General features: G+C 48.0%; 15 protein-coding genes and 1 pseudogene. 8 read left to right on the plus strand and 8 right to left on the minus strand.

From position 1 onward, the window contains the following. Window positions 1-105: 105 nt before the first annotated feature. On the minus strand, window positions 106-1,584 hold the full coding sequence (locus B5F71_RS09930) for a family 10 glycosylhydrolase (protein WP_087209812.1): 1,479 nt from the start codon (window positions 1,582-1,584) through the stop codon (window positions 106-108). A gap of 126 nt (window positions 1,585-1,710) precedes the next feature. Between B5F71_RS09930 and B5F71_RS09935 the strand changes: the two genes are divergently transcribed. Further along, a complete protein-coding gene (locus B5F71_RS09935) occupies window positions 1,711-2,958 on the plus strand; it encodes a DcaP family trimeric outer membrane transporter (RefSeq protein WP_087209816.1) in 1,248 nt (415 codons plus the stop codon). Window positions 2,959-3,933: 975 nt separating this feature from the next. After that, window positions 3,934-6,045 carry a glycoside hydrolase N-terminal domain-containing protein gene (locus B5F71_RS09940; RefSeq protein ID WP_087209843.1) on the plus strand — a complete coding sequence of 704 codons (2,112 nt, stop codon included), beginning with the start codon at window positions 3,934-3,936 and terminating at the stop codon, window positions 6,043-6,045. Between the two features lie 253 nt (window positions 6,046-6,298). Here B5F71_RS09940 and B5F71_RS09945 read toward each other — a convergent pair whose 3' ends face one another. Next, complete coding sequence (locus B5F71_RS09945; protein WP_022039772.1) at window positions 6,299-8,590, minus strand: inorganic phosphate transporter; 2,292 nt, start codon at window positions 8,588-8,590, stop codon at window positions 6,299-6,301. A 177-nt stretch (window positions 8,591-8,767) separates the two neighbouring features. Between B5F71_RS09945 and B5F71_RS09950 the strand changes: the two are divergent. The 6 genes and pseudogenes from B5F71_RS09950 to rodA form a co-directional block, all read left to right on the plus strand. Next, window positions 8,768-9,355 (plus strand): annotated as a pseudogene (locus B5F71_RS09950) (IMP cyclohydrolase); the annotation flags it as partial. A gap of 76 nt (window positions 9,356-9,431) precedes the next feature. Next, on the plus strand, window positions 9,432-10,454 hold the full coding sequence (locus B5F71_RS09955) for a rod shape-determining protein (RefSeq protein WP_022039774.1): 1,023 nt from the start codon (window positions 9,432-9,434) through the stop codon (window positions 10,452-10,454). A 7-nt stretch (window positions 10,455-10,461) separates the two neighbouring features. Continuing rightward, window positions 10,462-11,301: a rod shape-determining protein MreC gene (gene mreC / locus B5F71_RS09960; protein WP_022039775.1), complete on the plus strand. Its 840-nt coding sequence runs from the start codon at window positions 10,462-10,464 to the stop codon at window positions 11,299-11,301. Window positions 11,302-11,318: 17 nt separating this feature from the next. Next, window positions 11,319-11,819: a rod shape-determining protein MreD gene (gene mreD, locus B5F71_RS09965; protein ID WP_087209821.1), complete on the plus strand. Its 501-nt coding sequence runs from the start codon at window positions 11,319-11,321 to the stop codon at window positions 11,817-11,819. Continuing rightward, on the plus strand, window positions 11,819-13,669 hold the full coding sequence (mrdA, locus tag B5F71_RS09970; protein ID WP_022039777.1) for a penicillin-binding protein 2: 1,851 nt from the start codon (window positions 11,819-11,821) through the stop codon (window positions 13,667-13,669). Before mreD ends, mrdA begins: the two co-directional genes overlap by 1 nt. Next, window positions 13,650-15,104, plus strand: coding sequence for a rod shape-determining protein RodA (gene rodA / locus B5F71_RS09975; RefSeq protein ID WP_022039778.1), 1,455 nt, complete (start codon window positions 13,650-13,652; stop codon window positions 15,102-15,104). The genes mrdA and rodA overlap by 20 nt, the downstream gene beginning before the upstream one ends. Here rodA and B5F71_RS09980 read toward each other — a convergent pair. The 6 genes from B5F71_RS09980 to B5F71_RS10005 all read right to left on the minus strand — a co-directional run bounded on the left by B5F71_RS09980 (window position 15,036) and on the right by B5F71_RS10005 (window position 22,919). Next, entirely contained in the window at window positions 15,036-15,548 is a 513-nt protein-coding gene (locus B5F71_RS09980; RefSeq protein ID WP_022039779.1) for a gliding motility lipoprotein GldH, read from the minus strand. The two genes, rodA and B5F71_RS09980, sit on opposite strands and share 69 nt — an antisense overlap. Window positions 15,549-15,632: 84 nt before the next feature. Then, entirely contained in the window at window positions 15,633-17,108 is a 1,476-nt protein-coding gene (ricT, locus tag B5F71_RS09985; protein WP_087209824.1) for a regulatory iron-sulfur-containing complex subunit RicT, read from the minus strand. Window positions 17,109-17,247: 139 nt separating this feature from the next. Then, window positions 17,248-18,375 carry a DNA polymerase III subunit delta gene (locus tag B5F71_RS09990; RefSeq protein ID WP_087209827.1) on the minus strand — a complete coding sequence of 376 codons (1,128 nt, stop codon included), beginning with the start codon at window positions 18,373-18,375 and terminating at the stop codon, window positions 17,248-17,250. A gap of 1 nt (window position 18,376) precedes the next feature. Further along, window positions 18,377-19,330: a methylenetetrahydrofolate reductase [NAD(P)H] gene (gene metF, locus B5F71_RS09995; protein WP_022039782.1), complete on the minus strand. Its 954-nt coding sequence runs from the start codon at window positions 19,328-19,330 to the stop codon at window positions 18,377-18,379. Between the two features lie 134 nt (window positions 19,331-19,464). After that, window positions 19,465-20,664, minus strand: coding sequence for a cardiolipin synthase (gene cls, locus B5F71_RS10000; RefSeq protein ID WP_225226492.1), 1,200 nt, complete (start codon window positions 20,662-20,664; stop codon window positions 19,465-19,467). A gap of 581 nt (window positions 20,665-21,245) precedes the next feature. Beyond that, entirely contained in the window at window positions 21,246-22,919 is a 1,674-nt protein-coding gene (locus B5F71_RS10005) for a glycoside hydrolase 43 family protein (RefSeq protein ID WP_087209846.1), read from the minus strand. Window positions 22,920-22,990: the final 71 nt, after the last annotated feature.

Consider the following 22,990-nt stretch of genomic DNA (forward strand, 5'->3'; position numbering starts at 1 on the left):
GATGACCCTGATTCCGGGCTTCCACCGCCTTCCTCCGCCCTTTCCGCTACGCTCCAAGGACGGAGGAAGGCGGTGGCGGAGTTGCACTTCTAACTTGACGGTGGGCTATTCATAATTTGTCAATTGGAAAAATTCCAGCGGTTCGCTTTCGTTCCCGCACCGGTCTACGGCAGTCACCGCCCAATAGAGGTATTCTTGCCAAGGCACTTCGGGCACATAGGTGTAGCGGGTGTCCTCGATGCGTGGGGCAATCAGGTTGAGGGGGTTCCGCGTGTCTACCGGATAAGTGTCCGACGCATAGAGGCGGTAATATACCGGCGAGAGGTTATCGGTAGAGGCTTCCCAGCGGAAACGGATGCCTCGGTCTAAAAGCGTGAAAGACGGCTCTTGGGGCTTGGCAGGTGCGATGCTGTCCGTCCATGTCATGGGTGGGACGAGTGCCGGAAGCGGGTAGAAATGTTGCCTCAGCTCGTCGAATACGCTTTTGGTATTGCCGAGCAGGAAGCGGGTACGGAAGTAAGCCTGTCCGTCCAGCCCGATGGAACGGATGAAATAGATTTGCCGGATGACTTCGTCCAGTTGCCAGTCCTGTTCTTTGGGGTGCAGGAAGTAGATGCCCAGTCCGGGCACAATCCACCGCCCGTATGCATTCTCTTTCCAGTCGAGGGCAAACGGATAGAAGTGGTTCCCGCGGAAATACATCATCGGGAAAAGTGCGTCGTGGATGCCTTCGCGGAGCCATTGCTGGGCGTCCTGATACACCTCTTCATAGGCGTTCCAGCCGCGCGAAGAATAGCGTTCCGTATCGCGGTATTTGCCGATGGGCGAGCTGCTTACCTTTACCCACGGTTTCATCGACTTGACTTCGGTATATATCCGGCGCACGATGCGTGTGATGTTGTCCCGCCGCCATTGTGTCAGGCCTTGCCGTTTCCCATACTTGCGGTATGTGCTTTGGTCGGGGAAGCGTTCCCCCTGCTCGGGGTACCGGATGTAATCGAGATGGATGCCGTCCACATCGTATCCGGATACGATTTCGCGCACGATGTTTGCCAGATATTCATCCGTTCCGGGATTGCCCGGGTCCAGGTACCAGCTTCCCTTGAATTGCCTGCAGAGCGAGGGGTGTTTGCGGGTCAGGGCGTTTTTCCCAAGCATCCGTATCTGGCGGGTGTTCCCGATGGGGATAGCCACGAGCCAGGCATGCAGTTCCATGCCCCGCCGGTGGCATTCTTCTATGGCGAATTTCAATGGGTCGTAGCCGGGATGCTTGCCTTCGGTACCCGTCAGCGATTCGGCGAAAGGCTCGAATGCCGAGGGGTAGATTACGTCTCCCCGCAGGCGGGTTTGGAAAAGTACCGTATTGAAGTTGGCTTGTTTCAGCTGGTCAAGGATATGGCATAGTTCGGCCTTCTGGCGTTCGATGCCTTGGGGAGAGACGGCTTTATGGCTAGGCCAGTCCATACCGCCCAGCGTAGTGAGCCACGTGGCGCGTATCTCGTATTTCGGGGCTGTTTGCGCGAAAGCGGTGAGGAAGGGGAAGAGCAGCAGGGCGAGAATCGTATATCGTAGCTTTTGTCTCATGTCGTGATGTTTTTAGGCGGGCAAAGATACAAACATTTTTCTTTTTTATTACTTTTGCGGGCGATGTTTATAAATGTGTTTTTGTTTGAAACGCGGATTAACGTTTCAAAAACGATAAAGAATAGTATGAAAAAACAGATTGTATTATTGGCAGCCCTTCTGGGAGGTACACTGGCAGGCAATGCGCAGAAGAAAGGATTCGACTATAAATTTTATGGTCAGGTGCGTACCGATTTGTTCTATAACAGCCGGTCGAATTCGGAAACGGTGGACGGACTGTTCTATATGTATCCGCTGGATAAAGTGGAAGACCCTAACGGAAAAGACCTGAACGACAACGGGAACAGCGATTTCTATACCCTTTATACCCGTTTGGGCGTGGACGTGACGGGACCGATGCTGGGCAAGGCAAAGACTTCGGCAAAGGTGGAAGTGGACTTCCGCGGTTCGGGCACAACGTATTCGCTCTTCCGCATCCGCCACGTGTATTTCAATCTTGACTGGGGCAAGTCGGCGTTGCTGGTGGGGCAGACCTGGCATCCGCTCTATGGCGATGTGGCTCCCGAAATACTGAACCTCAACATGGGTGCTCCTTACCAGCCCTTCAGCCGCGCTCCGCAAATCCGGTACCGCTTCACTTCGGAAAACTTCCGCCTGACCGCCGCCGCTATCTGGCAATCGCAATACCTTTCGGTAGGTCCCAGTTCCAACGAGCCGGGCGCTACCGCTACCCGCAAGCACCAGGATTTCATCAAGTGGAGCAGCATCCCCGAGGTGTATGTGGGCGTGGATTACAAGCGGCTAGGCTTGATAGCCGGTGCCGGCGTACATGTCAGCTCCATTACGCCCCGTACCCAGTCGGAAACCGGGAGCGGCACGTATAAGGTGGACGAACGCATCACCGGCATTTCGGGCGAGGCGCATGTGAAATACACGCGTAACAATTGGCTGGTAGCCGCCAAAACCGTATTGGGCACCAACCTGACGCAAGCCAGCACCGTAGGCGGATACGGCATCCGGAGCATCGACCCCGTGACCGGCGAGCAGGAGTATGCGCCGCTCCGCACTTCTACTACGTGGGTGAACGTGGCATACGGCAAGACGTGGCGTCCGGCATTGTTCTTTGGTTATCTGAAAGGATTGGGCGCTACGGAAGAAGTGCCTTACGGAACATTGGGCACGGGTACTACCCTCGACCAGCTCTTTACTGGTACCGCCGAACTCACTTATAACCGTCCGCACTGGAAGTTCGGTGCCGAATACTCGGTTTGCAACGCCTGGTACGGAGAGGAGTTCGATGCGAAAGCCAAGGCGCTTTCTTCGCATACCGTCTTAAACCACCGCTTGGTAGTGACGGCTATTTTCCAGTTTTAAGGGGAAAAGTGTACCCGATTCCATGGCATCCCCGAAATGCTTATCGGTGACATTACGCCGAAGCATGTCTGTATCCGTGCATGCGAGGACGCTGAGTTCCGCTATTGCAAGAACGTACACCAGGAGGATGTGGAAGTTCAGGTAGTGAAGTAATCGGTTGGTTTCCATAGCGTTTTGTGATTTTGGTTCGAAGGCAAAGGTACGTCTTTTTTCCCGTCCGGCAATGGATTTGAAACGGGTGAGTGTGAAAATCTGTTAACGCTATGCGGCGATTGTTTGTATGATGCTGTAAATGAGTTGTATATGAATTATAAAAAATGAATATCCGCAAACATCCCATGTAGGGACGTATCGCATACGCCCGAATGCGTCCACTTATCCACGTGGATGTCTTCAGGGCGTATGCGATACGCCCCTACAGCTTGTTTGGCGAAATGCGGTATTCACATAGGGTAATTTGAAATCACGTTATCCTACATTTTTCGCAAGCACAACAAACAATCTAACAGTTCTAACAGATAACAGTTATCTAAATTGAAAAATTGAATCGCAGAAAGTACGCATATAAATATAATATATTATATTTATTAACATTCTCTCTACTCGTCGCTCGCTTGCCGTTTTCAAAAAAAGAACTGTTATCTGTTAGAACTGTTAGATTTATTGACGGATTGCAAATTCGGCGTAGCAAATTTATATGTTATGCGCATATATATGCATAAGCTATTCCAGTTAAGTGCAGGAGGGGTAGCATATAGCTGCGCCGCGCCCCGGAAAAGCTTGCATGATTCAAAACTTTTTCGTAACTTTGTAGCGTAACCAAAACCTGATGCTATGCCGTTTCTACCTTTGTTTTTGCCCTTGTATTTTGCCTCTTGTGTATGTTTTTCCATGTTGATTTTGAGTAAGAAGCCTTATCTTCGCAGCATCAAGATAATCAACGGAAACATTTATTTTAAAAAAGAAAAACGATACATGAAGAAACAGTTACTTTATTCGTTGGCTGCCCTTACGCTGGCAGCATGTGGCGCGGAGAAGCAGGAACCCATCGACCGCCGGGCGTTGGTGGAGCGCAACAATCCGCAAGTGGCGGCGATGGATTCGCTATCGTCGCTCTCGGTGGGGAACGGCGAGTTTGCCTATACCGTAGACGCGACCGGGCTTCAGACTTTCCCCGAAGTGTATAAGAACGGAGTGCCTCTGGGCACACAGAGCCAATGGGGCTGGCACAGCTTTGCCAATACGGGCAACTACAAGCCCGAAGACGCCCAGAAGGAATACGATTTCGGGCGCGGGCACAAGGAGGTGTATGCGTGCCAGTTCAAGGAAGAAGGCCGTCAGAAAGACGCTTCCAACTGGCTTCGCGTCAATCCGCACCGCCTGCATCTGGGCGTCGTGGGCCTGGAGCTGGACGAGTCGGTTACGCCCGGCCAGGTGAAGGATATCCGTCAGACGCTGGATATGTGGGACGGGGAAATCACCAGCAGCTTTTCGCTGGACGGAACCCCTTACCGGGTACAGACCGTTTGCCATCCTGAACGCGACATGATAGCCGCACGGGTGTCTTCCACTGCTCCTGCGGGCATCAAGCTCCGTTTCCCTTACCCTACGGGCAAGCATTGCGACGATGCGTGCGACTGGGAAGCGAACGACAAACATTCGACTACGGTGGTGGAACAAGACGGGCAGAGCGCCGTGCTGAAACGCCAGCTGGACGCCACGACCTATTATGTGACGGTGCGTTGGGAAGGCGATGCTACCCTGAAGGAGAAAGAAAAGAACTATTTCGTCCTGACTCCGGCAGACACGGCTTTTGCCTTTACCTGCCAGTTTACGCCCGAGCCGTCTGACGCGCCTGCCGTGACGTTTGCCCAGTCGGAACAGGCTGCATCGGCGTATTGGAACACGTATTGGACGAAAGGCGGGGCGGTGGACTTCTCGCTTTGCACCGATCCGCGCGCCAAGGAACTGGAACGCCGCGTGGTGCTGAGCCAGTACCTGATGGCTATCCAGTGCGCAGGCTCTACGCCTCCGCAGGAAACGGGCCTGACGTATAACTCGTGGTTCGGAAAGTTCCATTTGGAAATGATTTGGTGGCATCAGGCGCATTTCGCCTTGTGGGGACACCCCGAAATGATGGGACGCACCTTGGGCTGGTATGAAAAGGCGGAACCCGTAGCCCGCCAGATTGCCGAACGTCAGGGATTCGAAGGCGTGCGCTGGATGAAGATGACCGACCCGAGCGGCATCGAGGCACCGTCGAACGTGGGAAGCTTCCTCATCTGGCAGCAGCCCCACCTGATTTACCTTGCCGAACTGCTTTACCGTGCCGAGCCGTCGGACTCGATTATTCAGAAATATAACAAGCTGGTACAGGAAACCGCCGAGTTTATGTACTCGTTCGCTACCTACGACAAGGCGAACGACCGCTATATCCTGAAGGGCGCCATTCCGGCCCAGGAAACCTTGCGTGCCGCCGATACGGTAAATCCTCCTTTCGAGCTTTCTTACTGGCATTATGCCATGGGCGTGGCTCAGGAGTGGCGCGAACGTGCCGGCATGGAGCGTGTGCCTGAATGGGACGTGCTGATAGAGAAACTCTCTCCGCTGGCATACAACAAAGACCACCTGTATCTTGCCGCCGAGACCGCTACGGATACGTATAAGGACATCCGTTTCACCTCCGACCACATGGCGGTGCTGGGTGCCGTGGGCATTCTTCCGATGAACAAGCTCATCCATGCCGACTATATGCGCAACACCCTCGACTGGGTATGGGACAACTGGAACTGGAACAAGACCTGGGGCTGGGATTACCCGATGACCGCCATGGACGCGGCACGCCTGGGCGAGCCTGAAAAGGCGGTGGGAGCCTTGCTGATGGACAAGCGCACCAACACGTATCTGGTGAACGGGCACAACTATCAGGACGGACGCCTGCGCGTGTACCTGCCGGGCAATGGCGGCTTGCTTACCGCCGTGGCGATGATGTGTGCAGGCTGGGACGGTTCGGAAGGCGTGAACCCCGGATTCCCGAAAGACGGTACGTGGAACGTGCGTTGGGAAGGCTTGAAGCCGATGCCGTGAGTGTGATTTACGATTTGGCGATTTGCTATTTACTATTTTGGTAGAGACGTCACATTTTATGAGGGGGTATCAAAATAAAAACACTATCAAAAAAAGTAATGTCATCCTAGACAAAGTGCAGGATCTCGTATGCATAGTTTTCTGTTTCCGGGATCCTGCGCTCATGCTAGGATGACAAAATGAGGGTTGATTTCGATTTCAATACACCCTCAGGTTATTTCTTTATTGGAAATTTAAACGGCTCTAAATATTCCTATTCGCTCAGGCTCAATGTGAGTGCTTCCTGCTGGGGTACATAGTCGTTCTGGAAGAAACGGCTTGCACGGAGCAAGTGGCGCCAGATGCTTACTAACTCTTGTGTTTCCTGTAAGATATTCAGGTACACCATGGCAGCTTTCAGGTTTGTGTTGTCTGTTTCCTGCAGGCGGTTCATCTGTGCCTTACGCAGAGCTGAAATCTTGTTTTTCAAGGCATCACCTTTCACCAGAATTTCATCGGTGTCGGCGTAGTTGTTATTCTCGATATCGGCCCGGGTACTTTCCATCAGTTTGCAGAGTTCTTCCCGGATGGGCAGGAAGTCGGCTATGCTTTCTTTCGAGATGGGGTTGAAGTTGTTGTCAACGTGTTCCTTGCAAGGCTCGCAGATACGCTTCAGGCAGTAAAGCATCTGTTCGCAGCTGTTGCTTCCAAGGTGAAACCATGTGTTTTTTTCGATGGCAATGGCGATGGGGATGCGGCGCAGGCCGAGGATTTCCTTGCGGCGGCGTTTTTTCAGCATCTTGCGTTTTTCTTCTGCCGAGTTCATTCCCTTCTTCAAGCTCTTCAGGTCTTCGTTGATGAAACCGTCGGTTACCTGTACGTAGGTTTTCTCTGTATAGTCGATGTATTCCGACAACGTTTCTCTGACGTGCTGGCGCAGGAGGGTAAAGGTTTCGTTTTTATCTTTGGTAGACATCATGCGCTTGAAGATGTCATCTTGTTTTTCTGCTTTTTGCTTTTCGCTGAACTTGATGTTGCTTCTTACCAGCAGGAATACAGCCACGCAGATGAAAATGAACATGCCCACAAAGCTGGTGTAATACATCAAGACGGTGACGATGGCACAGATAGTAAATGCCACAAACGCGGTGATGAACCATCCGCCGATGACGGAGAACATTCCGGTGATGCGATAGACTGCACTTTCGCGTCCCCAAGCGCGGTCGGCTAATGATGAGCCCATGGCTACAATGAAAGTGACGTAAGTGGTAGAAAGGGGTAATTTCATCGTAGTACCGATGATGATGAGCAATCCCGAGAGAACAAGGTTGACCGAAGCACGCACCATATCAAATGCTGCGCCGTTTGCCAGAATTACTTCATCTTTGTTGAAACGGCTGTCAATCCACTTGCGTACGTTGGCAGGGATGACACGTACAAGGAACTCATTGGTCGCGGTAGCACGGCGTACGATGGTTCTCGCTATGGCCGATGAGCCGAACATTTCGTCGCCTTCTTCCTGACGCGAGAGGTCGACCGAAGTCTTGATAACGTTTTGTGCTTTCTTCGAAGTGGCAAGTGCGTAAACCATTACCAATCCCGATAGAAAAAGGAAGATCATTGGTGTTTTGGCGGATGACATCAGAGAGTTCATCATGAAATCGTGTATGCCCGCTCCGTTGGCATTTGCCACATAGTCCATATAGGAAGAATAGCCTGCGAGTGGCACACCGATGAAGTTCACCAGGTCATTGCCTGCAAAGGCGAGTGCCAGCGAGAAAGTACCTAACAAGACAATGATGCGGAACACATTCACTTTGCACCAGTGCAGGATTTGCATCAGCAGGGTGAAGAAGACGAAACATCCTAAAATCAGCATGGAATTATGGTTGTTGATCCACTCAAGCGTTTCGGGAGAAATATAAGGTGAACTTTTCAGTCCTTGAATAAGGATGAAGTAGGCAAGTGCCGTAGTAGAGAGGCCGCCGAAAATGCCGATGGTCCACGAGAGGTTTTTCTTGTAGTTGAAGCTGAAAATGAGTCGGGAGATGTATTGCACCACCGTACCGGCTATGAAGGCGATGGCAACGGAGAGGAAGATTGCCATGATGACCGAGAATGCTTTTTCGGTGTTCATCATGTCTCCTAATGAATACATGCCTGTTTCATCGCCTATGATTTTCAGTATTGCCAGAATGAACGTACCTCCCAGCAGTTCGAACACCATGGAAACTGTGGTGGAAGTGGGAAGCCCTAACGTGTTGAACACATCGAGCAATACCACGTCGGTAACCATTACCGCCAGCAAGATGCACATGATTTCGTAAAAACTGAAATTGGAAGGTTGGAAGATACCGTGTCGGGCGATATCCATCATGCCATTACTCATAATGGCTCCTAAGAAGACTCCTGCGGCTGCTACGATAATGATAGTGCGAAACTTGGCGACTTTTGCGCCTACAGCCGAATTCATAAAGTTCACGGCGTCGTTGCTGACACCCACCAGCAAGTCAAATACCGCCAGCATGAAAAGGAATATTACAATTCCTAGATAAACAGTTTCCATATTGTTGTTAGCTTGTTTTTCGGGTACAAAATTAGGTAAAATTCGCTTAATACATATTACAAAACTGTTACAAAATAAAAGAAAGATAATTTCATGCCCGGTTATTATGTTTATAAACAGATATTTCGTACCTTTGTACCCAAATAAAGAAATATTCACTTTTTAAAAAGTAGTAGTATGTCAGAAGTAAAGAAGATAAAAAGAGCTTTGGTGTCCGTTTACCATAAAGACGGACTGGACGAGATAATCCGCCTGTTGGCGAATGACGGTGTGGAATTCCTTTCTACGGGCGGTACGCGCCATTTTATCGAAGGATTGGGATATAAGTGTGAAGCTGTGGAAGATGTGACGGGATATCCTTCCATTTTAGGCGGCCGTGTGAAGACTTTGCATCCGAAAGTATTCGGAGGTATCTTATGCCGTCGTAGCCTGGAAGACGACCAGAAGCAGGTACAGCAATATGAAATACCGGAAATCGACCTTGTGATTGTTGATTTGTATCCATTCGAGGATACCGTGGCATCGGGTGCCGGTGGACAAGATATTATTGAGAAAATCGATATAGGCGGCATCTCGTTGATTCGTGCTGCAGCAAAAAATTTCAATGATGTGGTTATCGTGGCGAGCAAGGCACAATACGCGACCTTACTGGATATTTTGAAGCAGAGAGGTGCGGAGACCACGCGTGAGGAACGCCGTCAGTTGGCTTGTGAAGCGTTTGGGGTGTCTTCTTCGTATGATACTGCTATCCATAATTGGTTTGAGGGTAAATAATCGGAAGCGGTTCCGGCTTGGAGTGTCCGACATTTCAATCTTGAATTTTTAATTTTGAATTTTAACCATGGGACTGTTCTCTTTTACACAGGAAATAGCGATGGATTTGGGTACGGCGAACACCATCATCCTGAGCAATGATAAAATAGTAGTAGACGAGCCGTCGGTAGTGGCGCTGGACCGCCGTACGGACAAGATGATAGCTGTGGGCGAGCGTGCGAAGCTGATGTACGAGAAAGAAAACCCGAATATCCGCACTGTGCGTCCGCTACGCGATGGAGTGATAGCCGACTTTAATGCATGTGAGCAAATGATGCGCGGGCTGATAAAGAAGGTGAATCCGGGACGCCGTCTGTTTACCCCCTCGTTGCGGATGGTGATTGGAGTTCCTTCAGGTTCTACCGAGGTGGAACTGCGTGCTGTGCGTGATAGTGCCGAACATGCAGGAGGGCGCGATGTTTATTTGATTTTTGAACCGATGGCGGCTGCTATCGGCATCGGGCTGGACGTGGAGGCACCCGAAGGCAATATGATTGTGGATATAGGTGGTGGCTCAACCGAAATTGCCGTTATTTCATTGGGAGGTATCGTATCGAATAATTCCATTCGTATTGCAGGCGATGACCTGACAGCAGACATTCAGGAGTATATGAGCCGTCAGCATAACGTGAAAGTGAGCGAGCGTATGGCTGAACGTATCAAGATACACGTGGGAGCGGCATTGACCGACTTGGGTGACGATGCTCCGGAGGATTACGTTGTACGGGGGCCTAATCGCATTACGGCTTTGCCGATGGAGGTACCGGTCTGCTATCAGGAAATAGCCCATTGTCTGGAAAAGAGCATTGCCAAGATAGAAACCGCCGTGCTGAATGCACTGGAGAACACTCCGCCGGAATTGTATGCCGATATCGTGAGCAACGGCATTTATTTGGCGGGTGGAGGAGCTTTGTTGCGTGGGCTTGACAAGCGTCTGACCGACAAGATAAACATTCCGTTCCACATTGCCGAGGATCCTTTACTGAGTGTGGCAAAGGGTACGGGCATCGCATTGAAGAATGTAGATCGCTTTTCGTTCCTGATGCGATGACGGGGGTATGCGGAACCTGCTGAATTTTTTGCTGAAATATGATTACTGGCTGCTTTTCATTGTATTGGAAGTAGTCAGTTTCACTTTGTTGTTCCGTTTTAACAATTACCAGGGAAGCGTGTATTTCACATCTGCTAACGGGATTGTGACATGGGTAGACAAGGCGGTGAGCAGCATCACGTCTTATTTTGGTCTGCGGGAAACGAATCAGGATCTGACTCGCCGCAACGTGGAACTGGAATTGGAGGTGGAACGTTTGAGCCGTGAGCTGGATGCCTATATGAAAGACAGTATGGCGGTGGTGCGGATGCGGCAAAGTGCTCCGGATGCTTATTGGGTAACCTCGGCACGTGTGGTGAACAACAGTTTGACGCGTAGTGACAATTATGTTACGATTGATAAAGGTACGGCGGACAGTGTGTATGCTGAGATGGGAGTGCTGAGCGGGAATAGTGTAGTGGGGGTGGTGTACCGTGCTTCGGCGCATTACGCGCTGGTGCTTCCGGTGTTGAATTCGAAAAGTAACATCAGTTGCAAGATACGTCGTACCGATTATTTTGGCGTGCTGAAATGGGAAGGTGGTTCATCGCAATATGCATGGCTGCAGGATATTCCCCGTCATGCCGAGTTTTCATTGGGCGATACAGTGGTGACCAGTGGGCATAGTGCCATTTTTCCGGAAGGTGTGCCGGTGGGGATGGTGGATGACCGCAAGGATAGCCATGACGGGCTTTCGTATTTGTTGAAAGTGCGTTTGTTCACCGATTTTGCACGGTTGACGGATGTTAGTGTGATTTGTTACGACGGACGTGCCGAACAGGTATCATTAGAGGATAGTATTAAATAAGGTATAAAGGATAATTTATGGTTCAGGCGTTGCATCGTGTTGTGTGGTTCGTGGTTTTGGTATTGGTTCAGACCCAGATTCTGAACCATGTACATATCATGGGTTATGCTACGCCGATGGTATTCATATATTATATCTTGGTGCTTAACTCGGAAATCTCGCGTAAGACCATTTTATTGCAAGCTTTCGTATTGGGATTGTGTGTGGATATATTCAGTAACACGCCGGGGGTGAATGCAGCATCTGCTACTTTACTGGCATTTGCCCGGCGTTTTTTGTTACAGATGCAGATGCTTCGCGAAACTACCGATGACTATGAACCTGGAATACGTAGTATGGGGGTGGGAGCCTTCTTGCGCTATGTGTCGAGTGCAACGCTATTGTTTATCATTGCCGTGCGCCTGACGGATGTGTTTAATTTTCAGCATGCAACAGGGCTGGCATTGCGCATCGTGACGGATACCGTAATGACAGTCGTTTGCATCATGTGTGTAGATGCGATGAGGAGGAAAAGGTAGTGGACCGGATTTATCGTTTGGCAAGAAGGAGGTATGTGATAGGCGGTGTGGTGCTGGTTGTGGTCATACTTTTTATCTTGCGTCTGTTCGTCTTGCAAATCTTGAGTGACGATTATAAGAAGAATGCCGAAAGCAATGCTCTGCTCAGAAGGGTGCAGTATCCAAGTCGGGGAGTGATGTACGACCGTACAGGAAAATTGTTGGTATACAATCAGCCTGCCTACGACATTACGGTCATTATGAAAGAAATCACTCAGCTTGATACAATGGACTTGTGCCGTACGCTGAAGGTTACGCCCGAATTTGTGCGCCGCCGTTTCCAGGACTTGAAGAACCGTCGCCTTAATCCGGGTTATTCGCCCTATACGCATCAGGTGTTTCTTACGCAACTTTCGGCAGAGGATTGTGGTGTGTTTCAGGAAAAGATGTTTATGTTCCCTGGTTTTTACATCCAACGCCGTACCATCCGCCAATATACGTATCCAGCAGGAGCACATATCTTGGGAGACATTTCTGAAGTGTCTAAAAGCGATATTGAAAAGGATGAGTATTATGCTCCGGGTGACTTTATCGGAAGTTTGGGTGTCGAGCGTTCGTACGAAAAACAGTTGCGGGGAGAAAAGGGGGTAGAAATCTTGTTGCGTGATGCTCACGGACGTATACAAGGCAACTACATGGACCGGAAATTCGATAAGTCTCCGGTTCCTGGTAAAAATCTGACATTGAGCCTTGATATCGAACTCCAGATGTTGGGTGAACGGTTGTTGGAAGGAAAAATCGGGAGCATCGTGGCGATAGAGCCTTCTACGGGTGAAGTGTTATGTTTGGTATCGTCTCCTACTTATGATCCTAGTTTGATGATTGGGCGTAACCGTGGAAAAAATCACCTGAAAATGGCCCGTGACCCTTGGAAACCCTTGTTGAACCGTGCTATTATGGGAACGTATCCGCCTGGTTCTACTTTCAAGACTACTCAAGCTCTGACTTTTTTGCAGGAAGGTATCATTGTTCCGGGTACGATGTATCCGTGTGTGAAAGGATTTTCGTTCCGTGGGCTTCATGTAGGTTGCCATGCCCATCCTTCGCCTTTATCCTTGGTGCCGGCGATAGCTACTTCGTGCAACGGTTATTTTTGCTGGGGCTTGTATCACATGATTGGGGCACGGCAGAAGTACGGCACTGTACAGAAGGCGATGAACACGTGGCGCGACTATATGGTTTCGATGGGATTCGGATATACACTGGGTATAGATTTACCGGGCGAGAAACGCGGTATGATTCCCAATGCTCAGTTTTACGACAAGGCATACCGTGGTTCGTGGAATGGTCTGACCGTTATCAGTATTGCCATCGGCCAGGGGGAAGTTACGGCTACTCCGTTGCAAATAGCAAATCTGGGGGCTACGATAGCCAACCGTGGATATTTTGTTACGCCTCATGTGGTGAAAGGCATTGAAGGGGAGCAGCTTGATTCTTTGTATCGCGAACGCCGGTACACGAAGGTGTCAGAAATGCATTACGAAGAAGTAGTGCAAGGAATGCGTTCGGCGGTGTTGGGAGGTACATGCCGGATGGCAAATCTGCCGGATATCGAAGTATGTGGAAAGACAGGTACGGCACAGAACCATGGAAAAGACCATTCAGCCTTTATGGGGTTTGCTCCGATGGACAATCCGAAGATAGCGATAGCTGTTTATGTAGAAAACGGTGGATGGGGTGCAACTTATGGTGTGCCCATTGGCCGTTTGATGATAGAACAATACCTTACGGGAAAACTGACGGAAGCTGATGAGGCTTTGGCTTCCGACATTCAACACAGAAGGATAGATTATGGCATACAGGAAAGATAGTTGGTGGAAATCGGTGGACTGGTGGACCGTGTCGCTTTATTTGATTCTGGTGACGTGTGGATGGTTCAGCGTATGTGGGGCAAGCTATGATTATGGTGAGCCCAATTTTTTCGATTTGACTACGCGGGCAGGTAAACAATTGATGTGGATAGGGTGTTCACTGGTCTTAGGCTTTGTATTGCTGATGTTGGAAGATCGGCTTTATGATACGTATGCTTATCTGATATATGGGATTCTGTTGCTTTTACTGTTTGGCACCATTTTTAATCCACACGAGATAAAGGGGTCACGTTCATGGATTGTGCTGGGACCGGTCAGTCTTCAGCCGGCTGAGTTTGCCAAATTTGCCACAGCACTTGCTCTTGCCAAGTTTATGGGCGAATATACTTTTTCTATCGACCGGTGGAAGGACATGGTAGTGGCACTAGCCATTATCTTGGTACCGATGATATTGATTGTATGCCAGAAAGAAACGGGGTCTGCACTTGTTTATTTGTCTTTTTTCCTTGTGTTGTATCGCGAAGGCATGACTGGGTCTATATTATTTGCCGGCGTTTGTGCTGTAATTTATTTCATTGTGGGGATACGTTTCAGTGGCGACTTGATGGGGGATGAATTGACTTCATGGGGGGAGTTTTCCGTGATGGCTTTGATTATAGCATTCTCCGCTTTGCTTGTAAGTTCGTATTGTCGTGAAAGCCGTAAGCCGGTAATTTTTATATTGTCATTCGGCTTGGGACTCATGTTGCTCAGTCTGTTGTTTTCGCTTTATGTCATTCCGTTTAATGTGGCATACGTCCAGCGTATTGTATGTGTGTGTTTGTGTTTATACCTGCTTTATTTGGGCTTGCATGAGCGGATTCGGAATTATTTTTATATTTTTTTATTCACCATCGGTTCGGTAGGCTTTTTCTTTTCCACAGAATATGTATTCAACAATGTGCTTGAAGCGCATCAACAGATTCGTATAAAAGTGTTGTTAGGAATGGAAGATGATCCTACAGGGGCTGGTTATAATGTGAATCAAAGCAAGATTGCCATTGGTTCGGGAGGATTTTTAGGAAAAGGATTCCTGAACGGTACGCAGACAAAATTGAAATATGTACCCGAACAAGATACCGATTTCATCTTCTGTACGGTAGGTGAAGAACAGGGTTTTGTCGGTTCGGTTACAGTCATTCTTTTGTTTGCTGTCTTTATTTGGCGTTTGATTCATCTGGCTGAGCGGCAAAGTACCCGGTTCGGCAGAGTGTATGGTTATAGTGTCTTGAGCATCTTTTTCTTCCATCTCTTTGTTAATGTAGGAATGGTATTAGGGCTGACTCCCGTTATTGGCATACCGTTGCCTTTTTTCAGTTATGGAGGTTCATCGCTTTGGGGATTTACTATCCTGTTGTTTGTCTTTTTGCGTATTGATGCGGCTCGTGAACGATAGGCGGATACCTGCATCGGTAATTCCTTGCAGGCAGGAGTCTTTCATTACCTGGACCAGTTGAAGCAAGGTGTCGGCAGAAGTTAGCGTAATATTTCCTACGCTTAAAGCATACTGATATAGGCTACCCGCATTTCCTTTTCCTTTCCAGTCGCCTTTTGATGAGGCAAGTTCAACATGGAATGTATCTGGCGGAAAGGAATCAAGCGGGTGGATTAAAGCAATCCAAAGATCCCGGTAGGGGTACATTTCGGTATGTCGCAATCCGATTTCCAATTCGTACCGGTTCCCGGTAAGTGTGTCGGGGATGGTGAACGAAAGGGTGTCTTTTCGTTTCCAACCTTGTATAGGAATCGCTTGGTAGCGGTGGAATACTGTAGGATTGTTTTCGCATCCTGTAAGTAAAACGGTTATGATAGACAGGGAAAACAATTTAAGTAGTTTCATGTTTTGAGTTCGGTTTAGACACAGAGACACGGGGTAATGCCTGCGTCTCTGTGTGGGAAATCACGGATGATTTGTATCGTTTGTTTACATTTGCGGCTGCTGGGGGGCGTTTCCTCCTTCATCAGCGTTTCCTTTGTTCTTAGGGCGACGGTTGTTGTTCCGGTTTGGTTTTCCTCCATTATTGTTGGCAGAAGCAGGGTGATTCGTGTTTTCTGCTTTTGCTCCTTCTTTGGTTTGGGCGGTTACAGCGGGCAGTTTTTTAGTATTTTGTTTGACAGGTCCTGCCGGCAATTGTTTGTTTACACCTGCTTCTCCTTGCTGTTCATTATTTTTATTTTTTTGGCGTTCAACTTTATTTTTTTGTTTTTTGCTATGTGGCGCAGAGTTTTTTGTTTCTGTTGCATTGCCTCCGTTCGGTTTAGTGTTATTTTGCATTTCCTGTGCGTTGGCGTTGCGTTGTTTCTCCGGATTCTTTTTCTTCTTTTTGTTTTTGCCACTCTTGTTTTTATCAAATCTGGTAACACTTTCTTGTTCCAGCAAATCTTTTGATTTCGGGTCTTCGGCATCATTGTCTGCCGCAAGTTTGACCGGTTTTTCCCCTTGCTTGTTCATGTTAATGATTTCGAATGCGCGTTTGGGTGAAATGGTCACTTCGTTGGCAAGGAAATTCTTATCGGTAGAGTAAGTGATGGCTCCTCTTAATATATCTGCTTTGAAATAATAATAGGTGGAATCAGCGGTTTCCAGGGTAATTTCTTTGCTGGGCAGCCTTTTCTGACATTCCACGTAAGCATCCACTTCGTAATTGAGACAGCATTTCAATTTGGCGCACTGACCGGCAAGCTTTTGTGGGTTGAGTGAAATATCTTGATAGCGTGCGGCACTGGTGGAGACAGAGACAAAGTTGGTCATCCACGTAGCGCAGCATAATTCGCGTCCGCAAGGTCCGATACCACCGATACGTCCAGCTTCCTGACGGGCTCCGATTTGTTTCATTTCGATACGCACGCGGAACACTTCAGCCAGTACTTTGATAAGTTGGCGGAAATCTACACGTTCATCGGCGATGTAATAAAATATAGCCTTGTTTCCATCTCCTTGGTATTCTACGTCACCGATTTTCATTTGTAGTCCTAATTGCAAGGCTATTTGCCTTGAGCGAATCATAGTGTCATGTTCGCGGCTTTTGGCTTCACGGTATTTTTCCAGGTCTACAGGTTTGGCTTTGCGGTAGATACGGCGTATTTCAGCATCAGGTTTAATGTTTGCCTTGCGCATCTGTAACGGTACCAGACGTCCTGTCAAGGTCACTACACCAATGTCGTGTCCAGGACTGGCTTCTACAGCTACGGTGTCCCCTTTTTCCAGTTTCAGACGGTTACTGTTTTTGTAATATCCTTTTCGTGTATTCTTGAATTGGATTTCCACCATGTCTTCCAGTTCGGCATTGCCTGGAATATCGGCAAGCCAGTCGTACGTATTCAGTTTGTTATCTTGTTTTCCGCAGCCCTTGCAGCACAAGGAGCCGCTTCCGTTTTTTAATATAAATTTATTCTCCATATAAGTATTCTGTTCTTGAGTTCTTGAGTTTTTAAGTTCTTGAGTTTTTAAGTTCTTGAGTTTTTAAGTTCTTGAGTTCTTGAGTTCTTGAGTTTTTAACTAATCAACTGATTAACTTAAGAACTTACAAACTAACCGTTTATTTTTTCACTAACCATACAATTATTTTCAGCACGAAATCAAAGAACACGAATTTCGGATTCGCGTTTTGTTCGATATGCCGGGCTGCTTCTTGCAATTCACCAAAAATGCCCATAACGTTTCGTTCATTGATATACGGGGCAAAACGAGTGGCAAACTGTTTTTCTTCACGCGCCATGTAGTTCATTTCCGGATGATGGAAGTTGTAGATAAAATTTTCGCGTAGCATCCGTTCGCTATAGTCTAAAAAGCTTTTTTGCCGTTCACGTCCCAGTGCAGCTACTTGTTCGCTCCATGCTTTCAGTTCTTTTAATCGCCGGGCGTATGCAAGGCGCATCAATGAAGTGAACAGGTCGAAAAACAAACGTCGTTCTTCACTTAGCCGGATGTTTCCTATCGCTGCAATGATACTTCCTTCCGATAAGTGGGCTATTTCGTTGCTGTCTTCAGGGGTGAGCATATAGCGTGAAGCCAGCATCGAGGCAATTTCTTCTTCGGGCAAGGGGGGGAGTCGAAAACGCTGCATACGACTGACTAGCGTAGGCATAAGGGCATCGGGCATTTCACTTACCATCAGGAATACCGTGTGAGCCGGCGGCTCTTCCAATAGTTTGAGTAGCTTGTTGCCGCATTCGGCATTCATCTTTTCAGGCAGCCAGATAATCATTATTTTGTATTTGCTGCGAGAGGGTTTGAGTGCAAGACTTCGTTGGATTTCGTCACTTTCGCTCACAAATATTTGTGCTTGTTGGTTTTCGGTTCCCATTCGTTCCAGCCACATTTGCAGGTTAAAGTAAGGAGTGTCAAGCAATTGTTGACGCCATGCATCCAGATAATCTGCTGATACAGTGTCACGTCCGCTTTTTTTCTTTACTACCGGAAAAGCAAAATGCACGTCAGGGTGTGCCAGTTTGTTCATCATCAGACATGAAGGACAGTGTCCGCATGCGTCGTCTGACCCCGGATTATCACAGGTCAGGTATCGGGCAAAAGCTATGGCAAGGGGGAGTTTTCCACTTCCCGGCGGACCGTAAAGCAACATGGCATGAGGCACACGTGTTTCATGCACCAATGTCAGGAGGTGTTGTTTGGCTTCGGTTTGTCCTATGATGTCTTTCAGATACATGTCAGTATATGGCTTTGGCTACACGGCTCACACTTTGTGCGGCGCCTACGGTATAAAAATGGATACTTGGAACTCCATGTCTCATTAATTCCCGGCATTGATTGATGCACCATTCCACACCCAGTTCGGCAGCTTCTGCATCGGTATGGCATTTCATAGCTTCTGCTACCAGTGTCTGTGGCAGGTCTACTTTAAAGGTTTTCGGAATGACAGACAGTTGCGAAAGTTTTCCGAAAGGCTTGATGCCTGGAATGATGGGGACGTTTATCCCTTCGGCACGGAGGCGGTCGACAAATGCAAAGTATTTTGCATTGTCATAGAATAGTTGCGTTACAGCATATTGTGCACCTGATTCTATTTTTTGTTTCAGCCAGTAGATGTCCTGTTCCATATTGGGGGCTTCTTCGTGCTTTTCGGGATAACATGCTACTCCGTAACCGAACGGATGTACCGGTTCCTTAATGGGTGAACCATCGATGAAAATTCCACGGTTGAAGTCATTTATCTGATTTTCCAGTTCGATGGCATGGCTATATCCGCCAGGTTCGGGGGTAAATACAGATTGGTGTTTTGCCTTGTCACCTCGTAGCACCAGCAGGTCAGTGATGCCTAAGAATTGCAGGTCAAGCAGCATGTATTCGATATCTTCGCGTGTGAACCCACTGCATAATACGTGAGGAACTACCGGGATGCCATATTTGTTCTGGATAGCGGCTGCAACGGCTACGGTTCCCGGACGGCGTCGCACACGTTTTCGCTCGAACAATCCATTACCCAGTTCGGTGTAGACGTATTCGCTTCGGTGAGTAGTTATGTTGATGTATTTCGGGTCGAACTCGCGGAGAAGATCGATGGTTTCATATACTTTTTCAATGCCTGTCCCTTTAAGCGGAGGCAGAATCTCGAACGAAAATGCGGTCTTTTCCGAGGATTTTATCAAATTGATTACTTTCATTCTTTTGTCTGTTATAATGCTATATAATGACAAAAATAAGAAAAATCTTGCATTCGCACCATAGATTTCATTAAATTTTATACTTTTTCGAGGCTGTTCTTGCATTTGCCGGAACCTGCTTGGCATTCCGGATTTCAAAGTACCGGTGTAAACAGATGGGCAAACCAGCCTATGAAGCGTTTCCAGGGTGTACGGTCTTTATAGACATCTTTGGTCATCACTGTACTGTTCCGTTTGTCCTGATTGAAAATTTGCACCAATTGGTCGGTAATGGGAAGATCGAATAGGAAAGCATTGATTTCATAGTCGTAGCGCAGGCTCCGGCTGTTCAGGTTGGTGCTTCCTATCGTGCAGAAACGGTCGTCTACCATCATTACTTTCGAATGGTGAAACCCTCCGTTGTAAATATAAATGCGTGCACCTTTCTTGCGTAACTTGTTGGCAAAATAAAATCCGGCATCGGGGGTAAATGAGATGTCCGATTTGCCTGGAATCATAATTTCCACTTTTACTCCTCGTTCCAAAGCCCGTTCGATGGCACGTCTTACACTTATCGTGGGGGTAAAATAAGGATTGATGAGTTGTATCTTATATTGGGCGGCATCAATGGCGGCAATATAAGCGTGCCGCATAGCTTCGGGATGAGTCTTGGGGATGCGTTGCACGATTGCCACTTGTCCTCCGGCGTGTCGGGGTGGGGCATTAAGTGAGTCGGTATTGAAAGGGAAATAGGTTTGTCCTTTGATTTCTTGTCCGGTTTCTTTTTCCCATGTGTCTACAAATGCATGTTGTAATTCGTTTACGGCAGGGCCTTTGATGCAGAGGTGCATGTCTCGCCACGCTCCGATTTTAGGTAGTCCGTTGATGTAATAGTCGGCAATGTTCATTCCGCCGGTATAACCGGTTTTGCCGTCGATGACCACGATTTTTTGGTGGTCACGGCTGGCGATATGGTTGAAGTAGGGGAAGGTAATGGGGTCAAACGTGACGATATCGATACCTTTTTCCCTCAATGCATTCAAATGGCGTTTGCGTAATGGCCGGTTGTTCGACATATTTCCGAAAGCATCAAACATGGCACGTACCTCGACTCCCTCTTTTGTTTTTAGGGCAAGCAAGTCGAATAGGGCATTGGCTATGGAATCATTCCGGAAATTGAAATACTCTAAATGGATATGTTGTTTTGCTTTGCGTATTTCGGCAAATAAATGGTCAAACTTTTCCCGTCCACTGGGTAAAAGGGTAAATTGGTTGTTGTTGATAATTTTATATCCTTTGTTTTGCAGGTAATGTGCGAAAAGTGAATCGGATGGAAGCCATTTTTGAGCTTGCATATACAAAGTGCCGGCAGCTATAAAGGTAAGCAGCAACCACAGATTGAGGTATGGGAAACAATAACAGGCTCTTTTCATCTTCATTTAGTTTTTGGGCGACAAAAATAACCAATAAAACAATAGGGTGTGATTTTTTGTACTTCGTTTTTCTTAAAAGGTGAAGTATCGACCGTAAATAGTGTGAATCGGACAAGAAACAGTGACGTTATATAGGGGTGTCTTTTCCTTGAATATTTTGTATTGTCTCTACCATGTGGCATAAAAAGGCTGCCACAAGAATAAAAACGATTTATGAATATCCTTTAGCCAATATCTGCTCCTAAAACGACTGCATCGGCAAATCTAAAGGACATTCATAAAACGATTTGTATGCTTGCGGCAGCTTAGAGTCTGTTTTAAATTAATCTGGTAGAATCTTGCTTTATTGGGATTTTTAAACGACAGGCTCTTAGAGACGACAGATGACTTCGTCTGGTGTAAGATTAATAATCTTCCGCTTGTAAGATTAATAATCTTGCAGCCTGAAGATTATTAATCTTACAGCGATAGACCTATATTTTGTAGAAATCCAAAACAGTTCCTTATTCTTTCGTAATGTGGAACCAGTCTATGTCTGCCCATCCTCCGTCATTGGTGACGATAGCAGGACGGGTGCAGAAAGTACCCACCTTGGCACCTATCCATTTGCCTTCTTTTACTTGGAAAGGTTTGCCTAATTTCTGGAATTTCTTTCCATTCGTGCTATAACTCATCTGGCACATTACGACAAGGTCGTGTCCGCCTTCGCTTTTGCTTATCTTTTCACCGGTAGAAATGATTTCGGCACGCAGGTAGATTTCGTTTTCTTTCAGAGGCACACTGGCATTGACGGTTTCTGTTCCTCCACGGTCTGCCTTCTTGCATTCCACTTGCGAGAGCACCAGTCCGCTTTCCGTGTTCTCAAGAATGATTCCGGCATAGTCCATACCCATCACCACCAGTCCGGTGCGTTCGCCTTTGTATTTAGCGATAGGAGCGAACTTCAGTTTCATGGTTGCCTTGAAACTCGGTGCAGGGAACTTTTGGAGCAGCATATTGGGCACATCCCACAAGCTCTTGTAGTTTTCTGTTACTGGATAAGAATAGAGGCGCAGGCACCCGTGTTCCTCATCGCAAAAGTGCCACTTATCGTTGATATTTGCGTTCCATTGCCATTGCAAGCCAAGAATATTGGTGTTGAATTCATCACTTTCCTGCGGAGTGCAAATCGGATAAGTTTTTCCCACATTCGGTTTTTTCCAAGTCAATACAGGGTCACCGCATCCGTCTCCGTCTTTATCTTCACCGATAACGGGCCAATCGTTCACCCATTTCATCGGCTGGAGGTGTACAAGGCGTCCTGCCGCACCTACATCCTGAAAATGCATGAACCAGTCTTCGCCTGTAGGTGTGTCTACCCATCCGCCTTGGTGAGGACCGTTGACAGGGCTGTCGCCTTGTGCCATCACGGTACGCCATTCGTAAGGGCCATATACGTTTTTCGAGCGTGCTACTACCTGCCAGCCCGTCGGTACTCCACCGGCAGGGAAAAACATGTAATAATATCCATTGCGTTTGTAGAACTTGGGACCTTCGCAGGTTTCGTGCGCTTCGTGTCCGTCGAATACGATTCGTGAGGGTCCGATGGTACGGGTGGCATCGGCGCTCAATTCGCATACGGCAATGACGCTCTTCAGTCCGGCACGGCTTCCGGCGTAAGCGTGAGCAAGATACACACGTCCGTCTTCGTCCCAAAGCGGAGTGGTGTCAATAATTCCCTTGGCTGCTTTCACCAATACCGGTTCGCACCACGGTCCTTTCACATCCTTGGCTTTCACCATAAAGATACCTTGATCGGGGTCTCCCCAAAAGATATAAAACTCTCCGTTATGATGACGGATGCAGGGAGCCCATACACGGTTTCCGTGCTGAGGGGCAGTATCGGTTACAGGAGGCAAGGCATGAGGCACTGCAACACCTGCGAAACTCCAGTTCACCAAGTCTTTGGAATGAAGCACCTGAAGTCCGGGCAAACATCCGAAACTGGATGAAGTGAGGTAATAATCTTCGCCCACACGGATAACATCGGGGTCGGAATAGTCGGCATAAAGAACCGGATTTTTATACGTTCCGTCACCTTGGTCGGCCACCCATACTTCCGAAACATAGTTATCTTGGGCGTGCAGCGCAGGAAGCGCACAGCCTCCCAGCAGGATTGAGAGTAAAAGTTGTTTCATCTTGTACATTTACAATTTACGGTTTACAATTTAGATTTCACTTTTTGCCTATTACGATTGAGATATGCGGT

This window comes from Bacteroides sp. An269 (assembly GCF_002159755.1).
Classification (GTDB): domain Bacteria; phylum Bacteroidota; class Bacteroidia; order Bacteroidales; family Bacteroidaceae; genus Phocaeicola; species Phocaeicola intestinalis.

Coding starts and splice junctions, on each gene's coding strand:
- B5F71_RS09930 (WP_087209812.1), bottom strand. CDS start 1,584: ATGAGACAAAAGCTACGATATACGATTCTCGCCCTGCTGCTCTTCCCC.
- B5F71_RS09935 (WP_087209816.1), top strand. CDS start 1,711: ATGAAAAAACAGATTGTATTATTGGCAGCCCTTCTGGGAGGTACACTG.
- B5F71_RS09940 (WP_087209843.1), top strand. CDS start 3,934: ATGAAGAAACAGTTACTTTATTCGTTGGCTGCCCTTACGCTGGCAGCA.
- B5F71_RS09945 (WP_022039772.1), bottom strand. CDS start 8,590: ATGGAAACTGTTTATCTAGGAATTGTAATATTCCTTTTCATGCTGGCG.
- B5F71_RS09955 (WP_022039774.1), top strand. CDS start 9,432: ATGGGACTGTTCTCTTTTACACAGGAAATAGCGATGGATTTGGGTACG.
- mreC (WP_022039775.1), top strand. CDS start 10,462: ATGCGGAACCTGCTGAATTTTTTGCTGAAATATGATTACTGGCTGCTT.
- mreD (WP_087209821.1), top strand. CDS start 11,319: ATGGTTCAGGCGTTGCATCGTGTTGTGTGGTTCGTGGTTTTGGTATTG.
- rodA (WP_022039778.1), top strand. CDS start 13,650: ATGGCATACAGGAAAGATAGTTGGTGGAAATCGGTGGACTGGTGGACC.
- B5F71_RS09980 (WP_022039779.1), bottom strand. CDS start 15,548: ATGAAACTACTTAAATTGTTTTCCCTGTCTATCATAACCGTTTTACTT.
- ricT (WP_087209824.1), bottom strand. CDS start 17,108: ATGGAGAATAAATTTATATTAAAAAACGGAAGCGGCTCCTTGTGCTGC.
- B5F71_RS09990 (WP_087209827.1), bottom strand. CDS start 18,375: ATGTATCTGAAAGACATCATAGGACAAACCGAAGCCAAACAACACCTC.
- metF (WP_022039782.1), bottom strand. CDS start 19,330: ATGAAAGTAATCAATTTGATAAAATCCTCGGAAAAGACCGCATTTTCG.
- cls (WP_225226492.1), bottom strand. CDS start 20,664: ATGCAAGCTCAAAAATGGCTTCCATCCGATTCACTTTTCGCACATTAC.
- B5F71_RS10005 (WP_087209846.1), bottom strand. CDS start 22,919: ATGAAACAACTTTTACTCTCAATCCTGCTGGGAGGCTGTGCGCTTCCT.